Consider the following 21,463-nt stretch of genomic DNA (forward strand, 5'->3'; position numbering starts at 1 on the left):
TTTCCTTATGTAGTATTTTCTTTATTTCAAAGTCATGCTTATCTTGTCAGACTAAGTCTAAGACTCACACCGAAGTCATGCGTGGTTGTTGGGTAGCTGCCTGACGAGAGGAGCGGTGTGTTAATCTGCAAGTCGTAATACAGGCTTGCTGTAACCAAACGGCTCAAGGTGTAGTCGCTCATGAAAGAGAACTTGAAGGCGGTGTTGCCACTTGAAGCTGCAGAAGTGAGCGAAGCAATGTCACGTGTGAGCGATGCCTGCTGACGATAGCTCATGTCAAGGCGTAGGTTGAGGTCACGGTTCAGTCCGTTGCTCTGTCGGGATGAATTGCTGTCCTGCTGTGAGCTATCTGTTGTCTTTTTCTTTTTGTTCTTGACAGTACGGCGTGTACCGCTGTTGAAGAGGTTGAAGTCGTTGATTCTGTAACCGATGCCCACAACCCAGTCTTTTGATGAAGCCTCATTCAGCTGTACACTCGTCATGGAGAGTGAGAGAACACGTGTCTGACGATACTCCAGTCGTGCAGTGAGGTTGTTCTGCAGCGTGAGGTCGATACCAAGAAGCGGCGAGAATGCCTCGTTGATGCTCACCTGCGAGATGTTATACATCGAACTTGGGATTGGGTTGCCCGTTGTTGCATCAGCAATGAAGCCGAGTCCGTTCATGTATTCCTGCCATGTGCTGTAACTCTGATAAGCACCGATGGCAAAGATGCTGCGATAAGCATGATTGATATTGACGCTCTTGAAGAACTGTTCGAAGAACGGCAGACGAGAGAGACCACTGTAACGGATAGACCAGTTGGGCAGCAGACTGCGCAGCGCAGGGAAGATGTTGAGCCCGTTGCCACTCATGCTGGTGTAGGCATTGAGGAAAGCCGGCACCATTACGTCAGCACTGTATTTGTTGACAGCACCCACTGTAGGACTGAAATGTCCTCCGCCGAAGGATGCTGGATAGGTAGCATTGCTGTATTGAGCCTCCACACGGTTGCGATAGCCGTCGAGTGACTGTACGAAACGGTTGAATGTAGCACTGTGATAGCCGTTGTTTGCATTGCCCTGACTCTCGAAGGCTGTGCCCAGTGAAAGGGTTGTAATGGTGAAGGAACCGCTCTGTGTCGTCGGGTTGCCAGCATACATATACTGGATGCTTCGTGAGGTTGTCTGCATACGACTGGCAGTAAGGTCAATCTTGAAGTCCTTGAAAGGCTCCAGTGTCATGCGGATTTGCAAATCCTCTGTCTGGTTTGTCGTTGCTGGTGTAGCCACGCTGTCGTTCATAAGCAGCCAGTTGTTCTCACGTGCCTTGCTGATGTAATCGTCATCAATGAAACCGAAGGCGAAGTCGAGTCCCGGCGACAGTGCCCCCATGCCACGTGTCTGTCCGAAGGCATCGCCCACGGTCGGCATGAATCCCGGCAGTGACATGGCGTGTTGGTTGCGGTAGGATACGCTTGCCGAGCGCACCATCATCAGTGCACGTGCCACACATTGTGCCGTCTTGTACCATCCCTTGTTGTCGAGTGGTTCCTTAGGTGTAACGGTCAGTTTCATGCGGATGGCAGAGTCGGTTCGGTTAAAGATTTTCAGCTGTGTGTCTCCCACCTTACGCCATTTTATCTTCATTACCTTTCCTCTTTCATCCTTGGCAGAGATGATGAGTCGCCTTGTCTTCTTACCATGTGATACGAGGACGGCTGAATCGGCATTGATGACGATTTCCTTTTCAAAGCTCTTCTGGTTCTTTGGAAGTGCCTTTTTCTTTTCTTCGTCCTTGTCTTTTTCCTTCTTCTCCTTTTCTTTCTTTTCCCTCTCAGCCTTCTTCTGTTCGGCAGTCAGTGTAGGGCGGGTAGGACGTGTGCGGTTGAAACGCTCATTGGTCTTCTTGAGGAAAGGAATATGATTGTAGAGTCGCTCAAGGTTGAAGGTGCTGTTGATGTTCAGCGAACGGTTGCTTGTAATGGTATTGCCAAGTGAAGTTCCGTCATCAAGGCTTGTTCCACGTACCCAAGTGTAGGATGCGGTATAATTTGCATCAGCATTCACCCAATTAAATACAGGCAGCAGATTGAGCGGCAATTGATAGGAGAGCGTGAAGTTCTGCTGGTAGTCGAGTGGAGTACCGAAGTGCTTGATGCTTGTCCACACCGAGTCCTTCCATGCCTGATAACGGTCGGCATAGAGGTCTTTATTGATAGGTGTGTAAGGCTCTTCAATCTCAGCGTGTGTCGCACTTTGGAAGTTCATGTGAAGATTGCGTGTCAAGTCCCAACGTAGAGCGAAGTCACGATTCCAAAGGAACTGCTCGCTGAAGGTAAGAGGCAACAGACTGTTCTCTGTTGATTCCATATCACGTTCCTGCAACTCGTGGTAGTTGCGCACCATTTCAGTGTTGAAGGTTACGTTCTGTGGTAGCCAGTTCAGTCCGAAGCGTTTGAGGATTTCAAACCATTTCGACCTACTCTTGATAAGACGCTTGAAAGGTTCCCAAGACTTATATACTGGTGTCCAGTTATAGTTCAATGCTCCACGCCAGTTGTCTTCATTCTCATAAACCGTTGTCTCACCCGATGTGTGAGAGTGGGAATGGCTATAAGAGAATGAGAAGTTGGCAGGGTCGTATGGCATAGGGTGATTCTTGGTCTGAATACCGACACGTACGTTAGACAATGAGAAATTTGTTGTCAGACGTTTCGTTATAGCAATCGACTCAATAGAATCACGCTCACGGCGGTTGGCTGTACCTTCAAGGGCATCTTTCAGTTCCATATCCGTGTCAAGTGGATTGTACTTAGGACGGTTCTCGCTCTTTGTGACACTGTAATATAAAGGTGCAGATACCTTCGCCTTGTCGGGGAAGAACTTTCCTAACTCAAGGCTTGTTGTGACGGATACATCTGTCTTTGTCTCCTGTTGTCGCTCGTTGACACCCTGTTCCAAGCCACCGAAGCCATCGGTGCTGTGGCTGGCATTGATATCCACTGTACCAAAGTCGGACAGTTGAAGATTGAGCTGGCCTCTTGCAGCCCATCCACCTTCGTTATTGAATTCCAGTAAACGTAGTTCATTCACCCAGACCTCGCCACTCTTCTGACTGCTGGAAAGGTTGCGAACACCGATGATCATCGTCTTCACTTCACCAAGTGTCGGGTTACCCATCACGGTAACCTTGTTGGCAGGACGGTCAGTGTCGTAGACAGAGAAAGCACGGTTATAGCTTGCAGTTCCTGCACCACGTGCCTGGTTGCGCTGCTTCTTCACAGAGGTGAGCAGCTTCAATGGTATGTCGAGCATGTTTTCCTCAGGCCATACGATGCGGCGGTCCTGACCCGTGTACATGTCGTAGTGCCCTGGAGCTGACAACTTCAAAGGAATTTCATACTCGTAGTAGTTGTTCTTGTAATCAGACCCCAGACGGATGAACACTGCCAACTGGTTATCCGTAAGATTGGTGGTGTTCTGTTCAAAGGCATTGGCGTGTATGAACATCTGCAGACGTTTGTACTGACGTAAGTCGAGGGTTGTGTTCTTATAGACAGCCTTTGATTCGCCTGTTCCAAGGTTATTGACAACCATTGAGAGTGCCTGCTCATTCTCCTCAACCAACTGTGGCTGGTTAGGGTCTTGTCCACGGCGAATGCCAGGAGGTAATACATAGTTGACAGGAACCTTATCATTGTTCTCTTCAAGGCTCACAGCACTTACCGACATTGTACCCGTATTGCTGGCAGAGTTGGTGAGGTTCTGCTGATACTGACGCCACTTGCCACTTACAAGGTCGAAAGTTCCGAAGCGAAGAACGATAGGCTTTTCGAAGCCAGTGAGGAACATACGCATGAAGCGGATGCTGGTAAAGTCGCTGATGTTACCCACGCGCTTCTGGAACTCCTCTAAAGGAATGCGGAACTGATACCAAGTGACAGGTTCAGAGCCACCCTTACGCAGTGAAGCTGAGGCTACACGCTTGTCAACAATGAAGTTCTGTCCCACGACAAGGTCTTGTGGACGAATACTGATATGATACTGATAGTACTTTTCGTATTCGTTCAGCGTGTAGTCCTGATTGATGTCCTCAACGTCAGGGGTTGTCTTGTACGAGGTGTCGTAACGTTCATTATTGTTGTCATTGTCTGGTGAGTTGCCCTGTGGGTTGTTGATACGTTTATATCTTTCGAGGATAGAAGCCTGCTTTGCATCCCAGTCAGAACCACGGAAGTAGTGGTAGTCATCGTTGGCAGGGTCAGCCCATATCGAGTCAAAGACAGCCTGATTGGTGTTGGCACGGGCTGCCGTAAGGAAGTTCTGATAAGAAGCAAACTGCTGTTCTTCTTCATCTGTCAGACCGTTAAAGCCGACATCCTGCTTCGCACGACTACCCTTTGAAGTTGCAAAGGCATAAGTAATCGTACTTTGTGTTGGGATTTTACCCCATTGTGTGGTCGTCCATGACTGGCTGCCGTCTACTGGCATACCACTCTCGTAGAACTTCTTACCATCTTTCAGTACATCTTCAGACACCTCACCGAGGTTGATATAGAAATCACCACCATACTGATTGGCATTCGGCATTCGGTTGGAATAGATGAATGGGTCGAGCATCCAGAACTCTATGTATTCGATATTGGCAGTCTGGAAGTCGTTGGTATCGAGCTTGCGCATCATACCTCCCCATGTGCCAGTAGGATTCGTGAGGTGTCCGTTGATGTCAAGATTCGGATTGAAGTTGTACGGTCCACGCTCAGAAGGATAGTAGGCGAGGTTCAGAATGTTCAATGTTGAGATGGAACCGCTGTAGTTTCGGTCACGGTTTGGGAACAGCTCGCTTACTGGAATCTCGCGGACATAGTGGTTAGAAAGCTGTTCGAGGTCACTCTTGATGTGTCCCGGTGTCAGCGAACTACTGCGACGAGTGAAGAGCGGGTCAATATAATACCATGCCAACAGACTTCGGTTGAAGCCGCTGCGGAGGGTTGTTTTGTCTGAATATTCAGGGAAGTCAGATGGTACACTTGAGATAATCCAAGAGGTTGGCTGACTTACGTCGATAGTTGTCTTTGCTCCTTCAAAGTCATCGAGATAGGAAGCATTGTCCTGTGTTCCCTTGCTTTGACCAGCCAACAACTGTGCAAACTCAGCAGAGAAAGTAATATAAGAAGGCTGTGTTACGTGCAGGAAAGGAATCTTATTGAGCATATTCGTAAGCCACTGACTCTCTTTCTTCCAATTGATGTTCAGTCCCCAAATGGTGTTGTTGAGCGGTTCAGAACCCATATTCACCTTTGTTGTCAATGGCTGTTCAGACAGGTGCATGAATGTACCACCAATCTGAAAATCCTTCGAGAAGTCGTACTCCCAGTTTACACCTATCATCGTCTTGCGTTCCTGTTGGTAAGCACTCTGGCTTTCCAACGATACGTTGATAGCCGTACCTGCATCAATGATGCTCTGGTTAAGGATAGTCACCTCGCCGGCACTGTAATCAACGCTATAGTCAGAACCCTCATTCAAGGTTACACCTCCCGCTGTTACTACCACCGATCCTTGTGGAACATTGTAGGCACCAAGGGAAATTACATTCGCTGCCGATCCACGATACTGACCAACAAGGACGAACTTATCCTTTTCGGCAATCTGCTTTGCGATAGTCTTTGTCGAGTCGTAGAGTTGTTCGAAGACATACTTGTCTGCAATGGCAGCCGTAACTCTTTTATCCATCAAGGCTTTGCGAAGTCCGTTACCGAAAGGCTCGGCCATCGGGAAGAATACACGTCCGTTGCTGATGGTATAGCCCTCCACGTAGTCAAAATAGCCATTGGAGTGTGGATTGTTATTGTTGTCCAATCGGTCAGCATTCAGAAGTTTGATGAGCGTCTGACTCTTTACTTGTGGCTCGGGGATATATGAAATGTATACACCTGTCGTATCACTCTGATACTTCACGTCAAGGCGGAACTTGTCACGCTCAATGTTGGAAGCAAGATAATAGACGTTCTTCATCATCAAGTCCCAGTTTCCCTGCTTAGGGTTGTTGCTGGTGTTCTTCAATGACTTGACAAAGAGAGCCTCGTTGATATTGGTACGATCACTGGCAAACTCACCCACCTGATAGGTTACGCCACCGTAGGTATATTCGTAAGCAATTGCCAATACCTGATCGGTCTGCAGTCCACTCTTCAGTGAAATATAACCCAGAGCGTTGTTGACGGTATATTCAGAACTGTTGAGCAGTCGGGCATTTGCCAACTTCTCATAGTCATTACCACCCACAAGTCCTGCACCGTCAAGGATACCTGTCACCTGGTCGATGTCACGGGCAGCAGGATAGGTCTGTGTGATGGTACTGTATTCTGTATTGGCATTGTTTGTTGGCACTGGTCCATTACCCGTTCCCCACAGGTCGGTACGGCTTATCTTCTTGTTCTCACCGAGGTCGGTCAGTGCTACGATGTTACGTGTGTTGCTGGTCGTTCCGGTCTTGTTGGTCACCCATACCTCCACACGATTGATGGTCACGCCCGTCTTGAGGTTAGGCAATGATTTCATCGCCACGTCATAGTTGTCACGGAAGTACTGTGAGAGAAAGAAGTGGTGGTTTTCTTCATAGTCAGCCGCATCAATCTCAAAGGGTGTCAGCTGTTTTCCACCACGTGAGCTTACACTCTTGTTAGAGCTCTTTTTCTGCGATAATACCGTCTGCAGCTTCAGTTTTCCGAATTGCATATCCGTACGTATACCGAAGAGAGCTGATGCTCCCTGCACGAGAGAGTTATTGGAAGGGAAGGTTACATTACCGCCTTCAACGAGCTTGATAATCTCATCCTCCTTGCCTTCATATCTCAGTTTGAAGTTCTGTGTATCGAAGTCGAAGGTGGCATCGGTGTTGTAGTTAAGGTTCATATTCACCTTGTCGCCCACTTTGCCATTCACGTTGACATTGATTTTCTCATCAAAGTCCATTGCAGTCGTCTTACGGTTGCGGATAGGCAGTGACGGGTTGTCAATGTTCTTGAGGTTTGCACCGAACTTCAGTTCTGCCGAACCCTGCGTCTTGATACGCACACCACCCGGTCCGAATATCTTTTCTGCCGGTCCCAGTGAGAAGTGCATATCCGTGAAGTCGAACTTATCCTTGCCTTTCTCCTTCAGTATCTCCTGATTCTTTGAACGGTAGTAATCGGCAAAGCTACGCTTCTCAGTCCACTTCCGATATTCCTCCGGCGTCATCATGATTGGTGCCATCACGTAGGTCTTACCAATCTTGTAGCCGATGATATAGCGGTCGAGCGAGTCGTTATACTCCACAGTCTGTCGCATATTCTCTGGGCGGATAAGGTCGGTAGAGTTCTCTCTGAGGTCGTCGTAGGTGACAGGCGTTGTGCGCTGTACTTTCCAACGAGGGTGTAGCAGTGAATCGGGGATGGTTTCCTCGTCAATCTCCACTTCGATGGGCTTCGCTTTCTTTATGGTATCTGGCGGAGCGATAGGTCTGACCAGTTTTGCAATCGGTGCAAAACCAAGTGCCGATCGTCCCCAGCTCAACAGTCCGATACTGCCGAGAAGTGTGATGATAAGGATGGATATGTAATGCTTTCTTTTCAAGAAGAAGGTTGATTAGATACCTCCCCAAGCTCCTCCGAGGGAGGGGATGTGCTGGAGTCGGTGGATAGTTATAACCGATGATAAGCCTTAACAGACAGCAAAGTGTAGTTATAGGCGGTAATCACGCCCCTCCCTTCGGGGGAAGGGAAGGAGCCGGTTGTTTTACTTAATCATCTTCAATGCCAACTTCACAACCTGCTCCACAGGAAGGTCTGGCTGTTCCGTGAGAATACTCACGACAACCTTAGCAGATGGTGCAGGAGAGAAGCCAAGCATCGTCAGTGCGCTGACTGCTTCATCCTTAATAGCAGTGTTGACAGCCGGCGTGTTAGGCTGACTGCTGACGTGCAGTTCATCTGCAATACTACTCTGCATAATCTTGTCCTTGAGGTCTACGATGATGCGCTGTGCCGTACGGAGTCCGATACCCTTCACCGTCTTCAGCATTTTCTCGTCACCGTTGGCAATGACATTGCAGAGTTCTGCTGGTGTCAGCGATGAGAGAATCATACGTGCAGTGTTCGCACCTACCCCCGAAACGGTAATCAACAGCCGATAGAGCGAGCGTTCCTGCTTGTTGGCAAAGCCATAGAGCGTATAGTTATCGTCACGTCCACCCGTCATAATCGCCTCGTGCACATAGAGTTTCACTTGTGTCTTACCCTGTATGGCACTATAAGTGTTGAGCGAAATGTTCAGCGCATACCCCACACCGTGTGCTTCGACAACAGCCAATGCAGGTGTCAGGTCAGCCAGTTCGCCCCTGATGTATTCTATCATAATCTAATAAAAATAATCCTTGCCGTGGCAAGGCGTTTTGTATATACAAGATTAATAACGTAACAGAATCCGAGATTATTGTATTATAAGGTATAAAAAACAGCCTCACCCCCAACCCCTCTCCAAAAGGAGAGGGGAGTAAAATGTACTATATGTTTGTTGATTGCTTGCGAGGGAGGTGTTTGCCAAGGTGCTTAATATATTTGTAATAAACTAAGAATAAAGTGAATTGTACGAATGTAAAAGACAAGAAGGTGTTAAATACGTAAATAGCAGGGAACAAACCTGTTAACTCGTAAATTTGCCCATTTGTAAGCTGATTACAAGGGGTATCTTAGTGTTTACTCCCCTCTCCTTTCGGAGAGGGGTTGGGGGTGAGGCTGCTACATAATTATGTTAAAATACTCCCCCAATCGATACTTTCTTTAAAGAAAACGTTACTTTTGCAGCAGATAACGAGTACTAAACGATATAAAGTTAAAGTTATATGAAGAAGATTAGAGCAGCTGTTGTGGGCTATGGTAACATTGGTGTTTACAGTGTTCATGCACTTGAAGCAGCAAAGGATTTTGAGATTGCAGGTATCGTTCGCCGTCAGGGTGACAAGGATAAACCATTGGAACTGACCCCATACGAGGTTGTTGATGATATAACAAAGCTGAAGGATGTTGATGTGGCTATCCTCTCTGCACCTACTCGCAGCTGCCCAGAGTATGCTGAGAAGATTACAGCCTTGGGTATCAATACCGTAGACTCTTTCGATATTCACGGTTCAATTCTTGACTATCGCACCAAGCAGATGGAGAACAACAAGCGCACAAACACCGTCAGTGTCATTGCTGCCGGTTGGGACCCGGGTTCAGACTCTGTGGTACGTATCCTGTTGGAGAGCCTTGCACCAGAGGGACTTTCTTATACCAACTTCGGTCCGGGTCGCTCCATGGGTCACTCTGTTGTGGCACGCAGCAAGAAAGGCGTTAAGGAAGCATTGTCAATGACGATTCCTCTCGGTGAGGGAATCCACCGCCGTATGGTTTATGTTGAACTGGAAGAGGGTGCAAACCTTGAGGAAGTAACCAAGGAGCTCAAGGCTGACGATTACTTTGCACATGACGAGCTTCACGTGTTTGCCGTACCAAGCGTAGCTGCCTTGAATGATGTCGGTCATGGTGTCCACATGACGCGTAAGGGTGTGAGCGGTAAGACGCATAACCAGCGTTTCTCTTTCGACATGAGTATCAATAACCCTGCCCTCACCGCACAGGTACTTGTCAACGTGGCACGTGCCAGCATGCGCCTTGCTCCGGGCTGCTACACAATGCCTGAGATTCCAGTCATTGATATGCTGCCGGGTAGTCGCGAGGATATTATTGCGACTTTGGTTTAAGGCTATTTGGCTTATTAGCCTTATTAGCCCAATTAGGCTAATAACCTTCCCCTTAATAATGGCAACCACCCGCTGGTTGCCATTATCTTTTTGTGTAATATATTGATGTGCAAAGGCTTTTTTTTGTACTTTTGCAGTTAATATGAGAACTTTCCAGCATAAAGTAACGATAAACGACATGGGTGCCATTACGATTTTCGGTCTTGGTGCCTTCTTCTGTCTGTGGAATCGTACCAACAGTCTGATGGTGATTCTCGGCTGTCTGCTTATCATTGTGACTATCAGAGCCGTAGACCGTGCCATCCATACAAGCTATGTGTTGACTGATGACAGTGCTCTGCAGATAAAGACAGGACGGATAGGACTGACGAAACACATCCTTCTCAGTGAGGTGAAATCGGTTGAGAAGCGTCCGTTTGCTTTTCATCTGGGACACTATGCACTGATAGAGATGATGAACGGCAGCGTTGTCAGCGTACAACCCGATAATGTAGACAGTTTCCTGTCAGCACTGAAGAAACGAATAGAAAAGAAAGATAACGAGGTATGAGATTAAAATACTTATCGGCACTGGTCTTAGGTGTCGTATTGAGTCTGCCTGTACAGGCACAGGTTTATTTAGACAGTACGGAAGTTGCGGACGTTCTGAACCCGAAAGGCATTACTGTTGTTCGGCAAAGGGTAGCCAATGTGCCCAATGTGGTCAGCGAGGAAGAGGAAGACACAGATAGTATTATTCCTGCTTTCACCACTGACAGCCGTCTTAGCTGGAAGGAGAATGTCACTGCCCGACTGGATGGAATCCTTCGGAGCTCACTTCTGGAGACGGTGCAGACAAGTGTAATGGTGTGGGACTTGACGGATGACGTGCCGGTTTATCAGTTCCGTGAGCGTCTTCACCTGCGTCCTGCGTCTACGATGAAGTGCCTCACTGCCATCGCTGCCTTGGATAAACTCGGTGCTGACTATGACTTCAAGACACGCATCTACTATACGGGTGAGATAGATGATTCCACACAGGTGCTGCGTGGCGACCTCTATTGCGTGGGCGGTATGGACCCGATGTTCTCCTCTTCGGATATGACTGAGATTGCCCGTGCTGTCCGTGACCAGGGTATCAAGACGATAGAAGGGAATATCTATGCCGACCTCTCCTTCAAGGATCGTGACCGACTGGGCGAGGGCTGGTGCTGGGATGACAAGAATCCTACGCTCTCCCCCTTGCTTGTTGATGGCAAGGACGATTTCACCTATCGTTTCTCTCGTAGGTTAGAGGAAATGGGTGTGTTGGTCAATGGCTTTACTGACGAACGTCAGATGCCAGCTGATGCACGCTTGCTTACAACGCGGACACATTCTATCCGACAGGTGCTCCACCGTATGATGAAAGTGAGCGACAATCTTTATGCCGAGTCTATGTTCTATCAGTTGGCTGCCAGTGGTGGCATACGGTGGGCAGGTGCAAAGGCTGGACGCCAGTATGAGAATGCGCTCTTCAACCGTATCGGACTGGATTCCCGCAACTATTATGTTGCTGACGGTTCTGGTTTGTCCTTATACAACTATGTGAGTGCCGAGCTTGAAGCCAAGCTGTTGCGTTATGCCTATCAGCATTCAGACATCTATGATGCCTACCTTGAGGCGCAGCCGATAGCCGGGGTGGATGGAACTCTGAAGAGCAGGATGCGTGGAACGGCTGCAGTCGGCAATGTCCGGGCGAAGACGGGTACGGTGAAGGGTGTCAGTTCGCTGGCTGGTTACCTCACTGCTTCCAACGGACATCGTCTCTGTTTCGCTATTATTAACAATGGAGGACTCACCAACGGACCGATGCGCAATCTGCAGAACAAGATCTGCGTGGCGTTGTGCCAGTAGTTAATGGGGGCTTATTAGCCCAATTAGCCCAATTAGCCTAATTAGCCCAATAAGCCTGATAGCCCTAACAAAACAAAACTTATGTTACCAAAGATAACCAATAACCTTCTCAATGATGTCCTCGAAGAGATAAGAATATTTGTTGAGGACATCATCGAATCGATAGGTGTACACGGCAGTGCCGTGCCCCTGCTGCGCCATGTCCTGTTGGCTGTAGTGGCAGTCCTGCTGGCTTTCATCGCCGAACGCATCTGCAAGTATGTGTTTGTACCTCTCATACTGCGTCTGGTGAAGCGTACGCAGGCGAAGTGGGATGAGATAATCTTTGACCAGCGGGTGCTGCGCACAGCCTGCCACATCGTCCCCGCCTTGGTAATATGGCTGCTGATGCCCCTTGTCTTCTATCAGTTTCCGATTGTGCAGGAGGTGTTGACACGGCTGACTGCCGTCTATCTCACTGTGGTAACGACACGTCTGGTAGTCGGCATCATTGACCGTCTGCGTTATCTCAACACAAAACCCGGCAACTCAATGAGCCTTTATCTCAAGTCATTCTGTGGTGTTCTGAAAATTCTTGCCATCTTCATTGCCGTGATAGTAGTGGTCGGAATCCTCATCAATCGCAGTCCGGTGACACTGCTGGCAGGGCTCGGAGCCACGTCGGCTATCCTTATGCTGGTGTTCAAGGACACCATTGACGGCCTTGTTGCAGGTGTCCGACTGACCAGTAACGAGATGATACATATCGGCGACCGTATCACAATGCCGGGTGGTTTCGTGGATGGTACGGTCATTGACATCACCCTGACGACCGTAAAGGTGCGCCAGTCCGACAATACCATCACCACCGTACCGCCCCTGACGCTGGTCAGCGGAATGTTCCAGAACTGGAAGGGAGTGCAGGATGTAGAGGGGCAGAGGGTCAAGAAGATGATTTACTTTGATGTGCGCAGCATCCGTGTGGCGGACGATGAACTCAAACAACGGCTTGTTGAAAAGGGACTTGCAAAGACTGAAGACCTGCAAGGGGAGGTTGTCACCACAGCACTGTTCCGTCATTACATGGAGCATTACCTTGCCAAGCGTGAGGATGTCAACGAGAAGATGCCGCTTCTTGTCCGCCAGCTTGAGGCAACACAGGCAGGTGTACCTATAGAGCTTTATTTCTTCCTGCGTGAGAAAGACTGGATTCCTTATGAGCACGCAATGGCTGACATCCTTGAACACGTCTATGCCTATGCCAATGAGTTCGGACTGAAAGTCTATGCGCAGAATCCTACGCAATAAAAGGCATGGTGTTGTTGCCCAGCACACGTGGTGTGGAGGGCAAGCACGCATGGTGCGCATGCTTAGCACCACGTAAAAAGTAGCTGTAACCGACCCAGCCTGGTGTTGGAGAGAGTGGTATCGGACTGCAATGTCTGTCTTTACAGCTTGATGCAGCTCGCCATGCCTTCGTTACAAAGACTAACAGCCGCCCTGATGTTCAAACGAAATCTGTTAAAAGGTTCTGATGAACCGTTTGGAAAATAATTCGTACTTTTGTAGTCGCCTTGTTCCGATGAGGACGGGCAATACCTATAATCCGTAAACTGATAACGATGATAACCGGTGAAATAAAAAACAAGATAGACCAGATATGGGACACTTTCCACGTCTCTGGTATCACCAATCCTATTACTGTTTTAGAGCAGATGACTTATATCTTCTTTATGAAGATGCTTGACGACAAGCAGCTACAGGAGGAAGATACGGCACGTGACTTCGAAACTTCGATAAAGAACCCTACCTTCCTTGTAGGGCAGAACTGGTTTAATCCTGTCACCAAACAGAACGTGCCCTACGACAGTATGCGCTGGTCAGTGTTCCGCCATACTGGTCCTGAAAACATGCTCCAGATGGTGCGTCAGAACGTCTTTGAGTTCATCAAGACCATCGGAACAGGCGAGGAGAGTGCCTACAGCAGGTATATGCAGTCGGCTACCTTCCTCATCTCGGATGCACGCACACTGACGAAGGTGGTCGACGGGGTCGATGCCCTCGACATGAACAACCGTGATGCGATGGGCGATGTCTATGAGTATATCCTTGGTAAGATGGCTGCATCGGGCACTAACGGACAGTTCCGCACGCCCCGCCACATCATCCGTATGATTGTCGATATGATGCAGCCGACACCTGCCGACTACATCTGCGACCCTGCGATGGGTAGTGCTGGCTTCCTGGTGGAGGCGGTGAAGTATATCAAGGAGCACCACGAAAGGGCGTTCTATACGGCGGAATCAGTGAAGCATATCAAGAGCTCGCTCATCAATGGCAACGATACCGACCCTACGATGCTGCGTATCGGTGCAATGAACATCTTTTATAAGGACTTTCTTAACCCGAATCGCGTATAAAGAGAGCTTTTAAGGGACAAATATATAAATGAATAATGAAACAGACAATTTATTTTTTACTTGTAACTTTTCTTATCCTTTATGGTGGAAAAGCAACGGCACAAACTGAAGTCTTTGAATATGACGAGAAGTGGGTTGACGAACTTCTATCTGGCGGAAGCTTGCGCCCATTTGAGCACGTGCGTAGAGTGGACAAACAGAATGGTGCTCTGGTATGTCTGGAATATGCCGATCCAGGACTCACCCGTTTCACGGGAAGAGGACTATATGTGTGGCCTTCCGGAGAAATGTTTATGGGAACTTTCAAGACTGATAAATTCAGCAACTTGATAATACGTGTGGATGACAAATATGTGGGTATAGATGAAGACGACCGTGAATGTGTTTTTGCCTATCAAAAGGGAATCCTTGTTACACCTTCAGGAAAACATCTTATGCAGATAGGACAATACCATAATACCATTCCTGAAGGAGATTTTGTCGTTATCGACAATGATGGTAAGAGCTATTCCTACAAATATAAGTGGAAATGGCCCAAAGGTATTCTTGGCTATCTTCATGTACAACCGCGAAGTTCATCTGCTAAGCCCATTAAATTCTCTGGTGAACGTGTGAAGCAAACTCTTGATATATTCTACAAGACTGCAGGCTATGCAAAAAATCTACCATCAAACACACAGATATTATACAGCACAAAAAGATTTGAAAATGGACACCCATACTTCACACCACAAACCATAGACAGCCTTTTCTGCGAAAAAGCCAACCGACTGATTTTTTACGGAAGTCTTTATAAGATCAATCAAGATGGAAGCATTCAAAGCCAAGGAGATAGGTATCTGAAAGGGAAAGACATTCTCAAAAGTTATTTCTTTAACAATATGAAAAAGAACAGTATGGAATATCACCTCATATCAAGTATTGAAAAAACTGACAGAGAAAAGGCCTTGACGGGAACAGCAGAAGACCTGATAGACTATTATGCGGCTTATGGCGGATATACTGTCACCTATGGAAAAAGTTCTTTTTTCTATGGGCAGGAATTCAAAGACCAAGAAATTCTTCCTAAAGAAGTAAAACGGAGACTATATGATGTGCTTACTCTTTCCTCAGATTCTCTACCACCATTGCATTGGGGGAAATGGGGAGATGATTTCAAGAGTCAGATCTATTCGGCAGCAGCCAAGAACTTTACAAACTTGATGGAGAAAAACTCTGAAGCTACTGAAGACATAGTTTGGAGCATAGAAGATGAAAGAGCTTTTGAAGAAAAGAATTATTCCGATTTTTTCTGTATGCTTTCAACTGGAGGAGATTTTCTCAGAGCCTATTCCAGAGGTGCTGTCCCACAAGATAAGATAGATTATAAAGCAAAATATTTCATAGAAAAGTTAGGTGGGAATCCCTTGATATCCTCCAAATACTTAAATTATGATCCAGACCGAGGACATCAAGCAAAATATACACTGATAGGCTCACGTATTAAAGACGTTGTAGAATTTAAAAATACAGTGAATGCTTTGTCACTATACGTGAAGGCAATAGATTTAGCTTACAGCCTTTTCAAAAAAGATTTCCATGTACGGATAGACGGAGGATGGAGTCGGCAGGGGTTGAAAAGATTGCTCGAAAATGAAAAGCAAGCATTAAAAGTTGCCACCCAATGGTAAATCTGATGTAATTTCAAAGTAAAGGATAAGCCATTGCAAAAAAGGTGAGAAAACTGATGTGCTGTTTGGGCTTACTGTCTGCTTACTCCATAGGAACGAGGTCCTTGATATACTTGCAGAGAATGCCGATAACCTTGATATTCTCGCCGCCTTGTGGAATAATGAGGTCGACATAACGCTTCGTCGGCTCGATAAATTGCTCGTGCATGGGGTTCAATACTTCCAAATAACGGTCTACAACCATGGAAACCTTTCGTCCACGGCCTATCGTGTCGCGTTGAATGTTGCGTATCAATCGCTCATCAGGGTCGCAGTCGACGAGTATTTTCAAGTCCATCAGGTCGCGCAGCTTCTTGTTGAGCAGCGTCATAATACCCTCGATGATGATGACGGGCTTCGGTTCCACTCGGATGATTTCGGGCAACCGGTTGCACTTGAGATAGCTGTAGGTGGGTTGTTCGATAGCATGCCCCTCGCGTAGTTCGTGAACTTGCTTATGCAACAGCTTCCAGTCGAAAGCGTCGGGATGGTCGAAATTAATCTGATGTCGTTCTTCGTCGGTCGTACATCATCGACGAAGCCCATCGGAGTGTCTTCGGCAGATATGGCGCAATCTTCAGTTATTTCGACTCACTGCTCATCGGACTGACAGCTACACCGCGCGACGAGATAGACCGTAACACTTACGACCTCCTGCAGTTGGACAACGGTGTGCCGAACTACAGTTATGACCTTGATGAGGCTGTCAGGGATGGCTATCTCTGTCCCTATAAAACACTGCAGTATCACTCCAAGATTATGGAACGTGGTGCCAAATGGGACGACCTGTCGGAAAAGGAGCGTGAGGAACTTGAAAGACCGTGGAGCTATGAGAAGGGATTGGCAGGCATAGACCCGGACGAAGACTATCACCGTGACATCATTCCACAGGAAATCTTCAAGTATCTGTTCAATACCGATACCATCGACAAGGTGCTGATGGAGCTGATGGAAAAGGGACTGAAGGTGAAGAGTGGGGAGGAAATAGGCAAGACCATCATCTTTGCCATGAACCACCATCATGCTGAACTGATAGTGGAACGCTTCCGCATACTCTATCCTGAGAAGGGTGACGGCTATTGCCAGCTGATTGACAACTACGTTAGCTATGCCAAGTCGCTGATACTCGAATTTGAAGACCCTGCAAAAAATCCGCAGGTAGCTGTCAGTGTCGATATGCTCGATACGGGTATTGACGTGCCGTCGGTGCTGAACCTCGTCTTCTTCAAGTGTGTGAAGTCGAAGATCAAGTTCATGCAGATGATAGGACGTGGCACACGTCTCTGCCCCAAGATCTTCGGTACTGAAGACAAGAAGGAGTTTTATATCTTCGACTGGTGCGGTAACTTTGAGTATTTCTCGGTAAACAGTGACGGTGCAACACCTGTCAATGTGAAGTCGCTGACCGAACGGCTCTTTGCACTGCGGCTCGACATAGCCTTTGCACTGCAGTCGGCAGAACACCAGGAACAGGAAGAAAACCGCCGCCTGCACGACGGCCTGAAGAACATCCTGCATGGACAGGTGGACAGTCTGAGCATGGCACGCATTGATGTCAGGGCACATCTGAAGACCATCGAACCCTATCGTGACCGTGAGGCATGGGTTTGTCTGAGTGAGCTGGACGTTGCCGAACTGAAGGGTATAGCCCATCTGCTGCCCCGACCGAAGGAGAACGAGGCTGCAAAGAAGTTTGATGTATTGATGCTTTATCTGCAGTTGGAGATGGTGGACAGTACGGTGAAGGCTGACAACAGCCGTGCGAGTGTGATTAAAATAGCCAATCTGTTAGAGAAGAAAGCCACCATCCCTGCCGTAAGGGAGCGGATGGAGACCATCAGGGAGGTGCAGACGGCAGACTTCTGGGAGCACTGCACGCTGGATAGTCTTGAGCGGGTGCGACTGGAACTGCGTGAGTTGGTACACGTGTTGGCAGAGAGTAGGGACGAACGAAAGTTTGTCATCAATATCGAAGATGCAATAAGTTTGGATGCGGTTGCTGCACCTGTTACGCTGCAAGCCACCTATGAGGAGCGTGTGATAGACTATCTGGCAAAGCATACGGACAGTGAAGTGCTGCGGAAGATACAGAACTTTGAACAGCTGACAGCTGATGATGTCAACGAGCTGCAACGCATCTTCTGGGAGGAACTGGGCACACGTTCGGAGTATGACAAGGCTACGAGCGGCAGGCGATATAACAATAACGTGGCTGCGTTTATCCGTGTCATTCAGGGTGTTGACCGTAAGAAAGCACTGGCAATGTATGCCCGTTTCATCAAGGACAGCGACCTGACAGGTGAGCAGGAACAGTATCTGAAGGAAATACTGAACTATCTCAGTGAGAATGGTGACCTGCTGATGAGCGACTTCATGGAGTTTCCGCTGAACCGTAACAAATGGCGTGATGTGTTCGGCGAGCACTTTGTGGGGCTGAAGAACTTTGTGAATGAATTGCACAACGTCATCAGTTAGCAGTCTTCTTGAGATTTAATCCGCTGGGATTTTTGTGTTTTACAAAATAAAATATTATATTTGCAATATAATTCTTCTGGATTGACTAACTTTTAAATAGAAGCAGTATGAAACATTGGAAAGTAATCGGTCGCCTGGCAGCTTTCTGCCTGTTCGTGTCAGTGACAGCCTGCTCAACGGAGAACGCTGTTGTAGGGAGTATAGGAGTAAGTGATGTGAAATCGTCAGGATGCAAGGCTTCTGCCTCCATGCTGGACTCTCGTCCTGAGTATTACAACAGTTTTGCAGGAATGCAGTCTGTGCTACGTCTTTCCCTCGGTGCGGATAATATCGTCAATGCACGCTTTGCAGACTTTAAGGACAACTGTGCTATAGACCTGTTCCATGTTGATGTAAGCAGCAGTGACGGGAAGATAGTCCTCGTTCTTTATCCCGATAAGGATATGCTGACGGACTGTATCTGTCAGTATGACGTCGACTTCAAGATGCAGAATATCGTTCCCGGAAGCTATCAGTTGGAAGTATATCATACTACTGCCGACAAGCAGGTCAGCAAGGGCAATTTGGTTTATAGCGGCACCGTAAGTCTGGAGAAAGGGAAAGAGGTCGTGCTGACAATGAGTCGGTAGGAGTGAGGTGTGGAAAGTATGGTAGTGTTATCCTTTTATTTAAGGGCTTCTTCCATACTTTCTATCCATGCTTTGAATCTGGGACATTTCTCCAGCAGTTCAGCCATCCCCACAGTATTAATGATATCTATCCCATGTAACACTTTATTATAACCGGGGATAAGTTTTTTCAATCGCACAGAAGGGGCAGTGTCTGGGTGGTTGTTAATGTCTTCGGGATTAGGATGTTGTTGGATGACATTCATTAATCCGTTATAATCCATTTCGCTTCTTTCAAACAGGGAATCTATCCCACTGATGGAAGCAAACACCAAAGCCTCAAATTCATGAAGCTGGATATAGGGAATGAAGTTATCGAACAGCTGTTTTTGAGAGTCTTCTAAGTCTTTCTTTATTCTTGTTTCAAGTAGATTTGCTTGTTCCTGATGTGTTTGCGTAGCTTTCAAGTCATTGAAGCCGGGAAAGTCTGAAGGCAGGCGATAGAAATCTATCATCATTGATACTACTACATCCTTTTCGTATATTGTATTGAGAATGTCCTTTTTGATGTAAGAGTATTTGGAAACTCCTCCATTAGAGTGTTTTGTCTTGAAGCATTGTATGGTATTGTATAGTCCTTTGGAACAGAAAAAAGGACAAAGTATATTATTAACAAAACTTTCTTCAGTTTCGCCTTCTACTATTATTACCAGTCTTTTCATAGTAATGTTGGTTGTCCGTTAATTACACTTTTTGTCCATAATTCTCCTAAAGAATAATCGTCTAACCAGCTTTGCAATGTGTCGCTGTTCAGTCTTTTGAAAGTAGATTGTTTGTCCTTGCGGTCTACAGTGATAATATCGTCAGCATCAAAGTTGTTGATAAGGTTTACTGACTGTGTGGATATTATAACCTGACAGTCTCTGGAGGCAACAGATTTTATCATGCCAGCCAGCTTGACGATAGCTGTTGGGTGTAGACCCAGTTCTGGTTCGTCAATGATAATAACCTTGGGCAAGACAGGTTGTTGCAGGAGTGTAGCAAGAGCGATGAATCGAATGCTGCCATCAGATAAATCATTGGCATCGAAATACTTCTCGTTATTCTCCATATCATTCCACTGTAAGTTGATTTGGCTTTCATCAAGTAGAGATGCTGCCAAAGCAAAATTGCCAAAGTAAGGCATGACAGAGCGGATAGTCAGTTCTATTCGTTTCAGAGTCTTGGGATATTTCTCTTGCAGCATATAGAGAAAGGCGGGAAGATTACTTCCGTCTGTCTTGAGAAAGCGGTTGTCGTTGATATTTGCATTGCTTCTCAACGGTGCACCTTTACTTGTGTCATGGAAGTGAAAAATCTTGTAACTTTGAAGGTATTCTCTCAGCCACTTGTCTCTATAGGTAGTTGAGTCTTTAATATAGCTTTCATCTATATTAGACATACTGTAACGGCTTGATTGGTAGTAGCTGCTTTCTTTGCCAATGAACAGACTTCCGTTGTCCCGTGCCTGAAGAGTTACTCCATAAGCATTGTCGCCAAATTTCAAATAGCCTTTCAGTTCTTTGGTTTGCTTTCGGCCATAATGGAATAGTCTTTCTGCACTGTTCTGCATCGTATAGTTGTGCAATCGTTGCTCATAGATGATGTTTATCAGTCTGAAGAAAGAAATGAAGTTAGTTTTGCCAACACCATTTGAACCAATCAATATATTGATCGGTCTTAACTCCAAATCAGCGTGATGGATAGACTTGTATCCATCTATGATAACTTTGTTTAACATTATAAAAATCTCATTATAGAAGTATTGGACAATCCCGCTGCAAATATACGATAAATTTATTATCTTCACAACTATTTCTTTCTGATAGAGTGCTAAATGCTATTTCATAGTGATTGATTAAATATATTGGTAGGTTAACTCTGCTCTTGAGGTAACTTAATGAATAAAGTCAAGCAACAGTGTTTTGCACTGTAGCTTGACTTTAGTTTGTCAGGAAATGGCAGTAAATCTTGTTACTGTGTCTGCATAATCCCGTCTTTGTTCACGCTTGTTACGCCTTTTACCTTCTTGAAGTCGGCAATGGCTTTGTCAACATCGTGCTTCTCATCAACCTTGACAGCTACTCCGCTGAACTCCTTGTATTTGTAGAGAAGGGTACAGCCCTGCTTCTTGATGGCTTTTATCAGGGGCTTGTTGCCCGTCTTCTTGTCGTAGAAGATAATCAATGTGTGGGTGGTCGGGCTGTTTTGTTCTGTTCGGTTTGTGCTTGAACCACTGTCGCCTTCACTGTCACTGTTCATAATCTGCTCCTTTATCGGGCATTGTGCGGATGCTGTTGTTGACTGGACGAACAATAAGCCCATCAGCAACATACTTGCTCTAAAATATTTCTTCATCTTGTTTTCTCCTTTTAATAACAGTGACAAAGATAGTTATAAATAGGCAGATAACTACTAATATTTATAATTATTTCAGTTTTGCTTCTCCTTATTTATTGTGCTACCTTTGCGGTGTTTTAAGGCTATTAGCTTCAAGATAGGTCGATAATTGCTATTAATCCGTTTTATTCAAGGCTATTCTGCAATGAAAAAAGCAACCAAGCGTTATGCTCGGTTGCTTTTGTATGGT

The 21,463-nt window shown here is 46.6% G+C and carries 13 protein-coding genes and 1 pseudogene; 8 read left to right on the forward strand and 6 right to left on the reverse strand.

The window, feature by feature from the left end; genetic code table 11:
• Positions 1 to 38 precede the first annotated feature (38 nt).
• Together sov and ruvA are read right to left on the reverse strand one after the other, a co-directional pair.
• Entirely contained in the window at positions 39 to 7,601 is a 7,563-nt protein-coding gene (gene sov / locus ADJ77_RS00720; protein ID WP_050695919.1) for a T9SS outer membrane translocon Sov/SprA, read from the reverse strand.
• 162 nt (positions 7,602 to 7,763) lie between these two features.
• Entirely contained in the window at positions 7,764 to 8,381 is a 618-nt protein-coding gene (gene ruvA, locus ADJ77_RS00725) for a Holliday junction branch migration protein RuvA (RefSeq protein WP_025078013.1), read from the reverse strand.
• A gap of 487 nt (positions 8,382 to 8,868) precedes the next feature.
• On the opposite strand from ruvA, the gene ADJ77_RS00730 reads away from it, so the two are divergent.
• From ADJ77_RS00730 to ADJ77_RS00755, 6 genes are all read left to right on the forward strand, one after another.
• Positions 8,869 to 9,768 (forward strand): diaminopimelate dehydrogenase, encoded by a 900-nt coding sequence (locus ADJ77_RS00730; protein WP_025078014.1) that lies wholly within the window; start codon positions 8,869 to 8,871, stop codon positions 9,766 to 9,768.
• 142 nt (positions 9,769 to 9,910) lie between these two features.
• Positions 9,911 to 10,318, forward strand: coding sequence for a PH domain-containing protein (locus ADJ77_RS00735; RefSeq protein WP_025078015.1), 408 nt, complete (start codon positions 9,911 to 9,913; stop codon positions 10,316 to 10,318).
• Positions 10,315 to 11,643, forward strand: coding sequence for a D-alanyl-D-alanine carboxypeptidase/D-alanyl-D-alanine endopeptidase (dacB, locus tag ADJ77_RS00740; protein WP_050695920.1), 1,329 nt, complete (start codon positions 10,315 to 10,317; stop codon positions 11,641 to 11,643). The genes ADJ77_RS00735 and dacB overlap by 4 nt, the downstream gene beginning before the upstream one ends.
• Positions 11,644 to 11,724: 81 nt before the next feature.
• Complete coding sequence (locus ADJ77_RS00745; protein ID WP_025078016.1) at positions 11,725 to 12,930, forward strand: mechanosensitive ion channel family protein; 1,206 nt, start codon at positions 11,725 to 11,727, stop codon at positions 12,928 to 12,930.
• A gap of 314 nt (positions 12,931 to 13,244) precedes the next feature.
• Positions 13,245 to 14,042: a class I SAM-dependent DNA methyltransferase gene (locus ADJ77_RS00750; protein ID WP_042740877.1), complete on the forward strand. Its 798-nt coding sequence runs from the start codon at positions 13,245 to 13,247 to the stop codon at positions 14,040 to 14,042.
• A gap of 35 nt (positions 14,043 to 14,077) precedes the next feature.
• Positions 14,078 to 15,712 carry a hypothetical protein gene (locus ADJ77_RS00755; RefSeq protein WP_050695921.1) on the forward strand — a complete coding sequence of 545 codons (1,635 nt, stop codon included), beginning with the start codon at positions 14,078 to 14,080 and terminating at the stop codon, positions 15,710 to 15,712.
• A gap of 82 nt (positions 15,713 to 15,794) precedes the next feature.
• Here the strand turns inward: ADJ77_RS00755 and udk are convergent.
• Positions 15,795 to 16,274 (reverse strand): annotated as a pseudogene (udk, locus tag ADJ77_RS00760) (uridine kinase); the annotation flags it as partial.
• Between the two features lie 8 nt (positions 16,275 to 16,282).
• Between udk and ADJ77_RS00765 the strand changes: the two are divergent.
• A complete protein-coding gene (locus ADJ77_RS00765; protein ID WP_394330591.1) occupies positions 16,283 to 18,226 on the forward strand; it encodes a type I restriction-modification enzyme R subunit C-terminal domain-containing protein in 1,944 nt (647 codons plus the stop codon).
• 107 nt (positions 18,227 to 18,333) lie between these two features.
• Positions 18,334 to 18,855: a hypothetical protein gene (locus ADJ77_RS00770; RefSeq protein WP_025078021.1), complete on the forward strand. Its 522-nt coding sequence runs from the start codon at positions 18,334 to 18,336 to the stop codon at positions 18,853 to 18,855.
• Positions 18,856 to 18,890: 35 nt separating this feature from the next.
• On the opposite strand, the gene ADJ77_RS00775 is transcribed toward ADJ77_RS00770, so the two are convergent.
• The 3 genes from ADJ77_RS00775 to ADJ77_RS00785 all read right to left on the reverse strand — a co-directional run bounded on the left by ADJ77_RS00775 (position 18,891) and on the right by ADJ77_RS00785 (position 21,231).
• A complete protein-coding gene (locus ADJ77_RS00775; protein ID WP_025078022.1) occupies positions 18,891 to 19,556 on the reverse strand; it encodes a DUF4276 family protein in 666 nt (221 codons plus the stop codon).
• The gene (locus ADJ77_RS00780; protein WP_025078023.1) at positions 19,553 to 20,614 is read right to left on the reverse strand and encodes an AAA family ATPase; all 1,062 of its coding nucleotides are present in this window, start codon (positions 20,612 to 20,614) and stop codon (positions 19,553 to 19,555) included. Before ADJ77_RS00780 ends, ADJ77_RS00775 begins: the two co-directional genes overlap by 4 nt.
• 233 nt (positions 20,615 to 20,847) lie before the next feature.
• Positions 20,848 to 21,231 carry a hypothetical protein gene (locus ADJ77_RS00785; RefSeq protein ID WP_050695923.1) on the reverse strand — a complete coding sequence of 128 codons (384 nt, stop codon included), beginning with the start codon at positions 21,229 to 21,231 and terminating at the stop codon, positions 20,848 to 20,850.
• Between the last annotated feature and the right edge of the window lie 232 nt (positions 21,232 to 21,463).

This window comes from Prevotella fusca JCM 17724 (genome assembly GCF_001262015.1).
GTDB lineage: Bacteria > Bacteroidota > Bacteroidia > Bacteroidales > Bacteroidaceae > Prevotella > Prevotella fusca.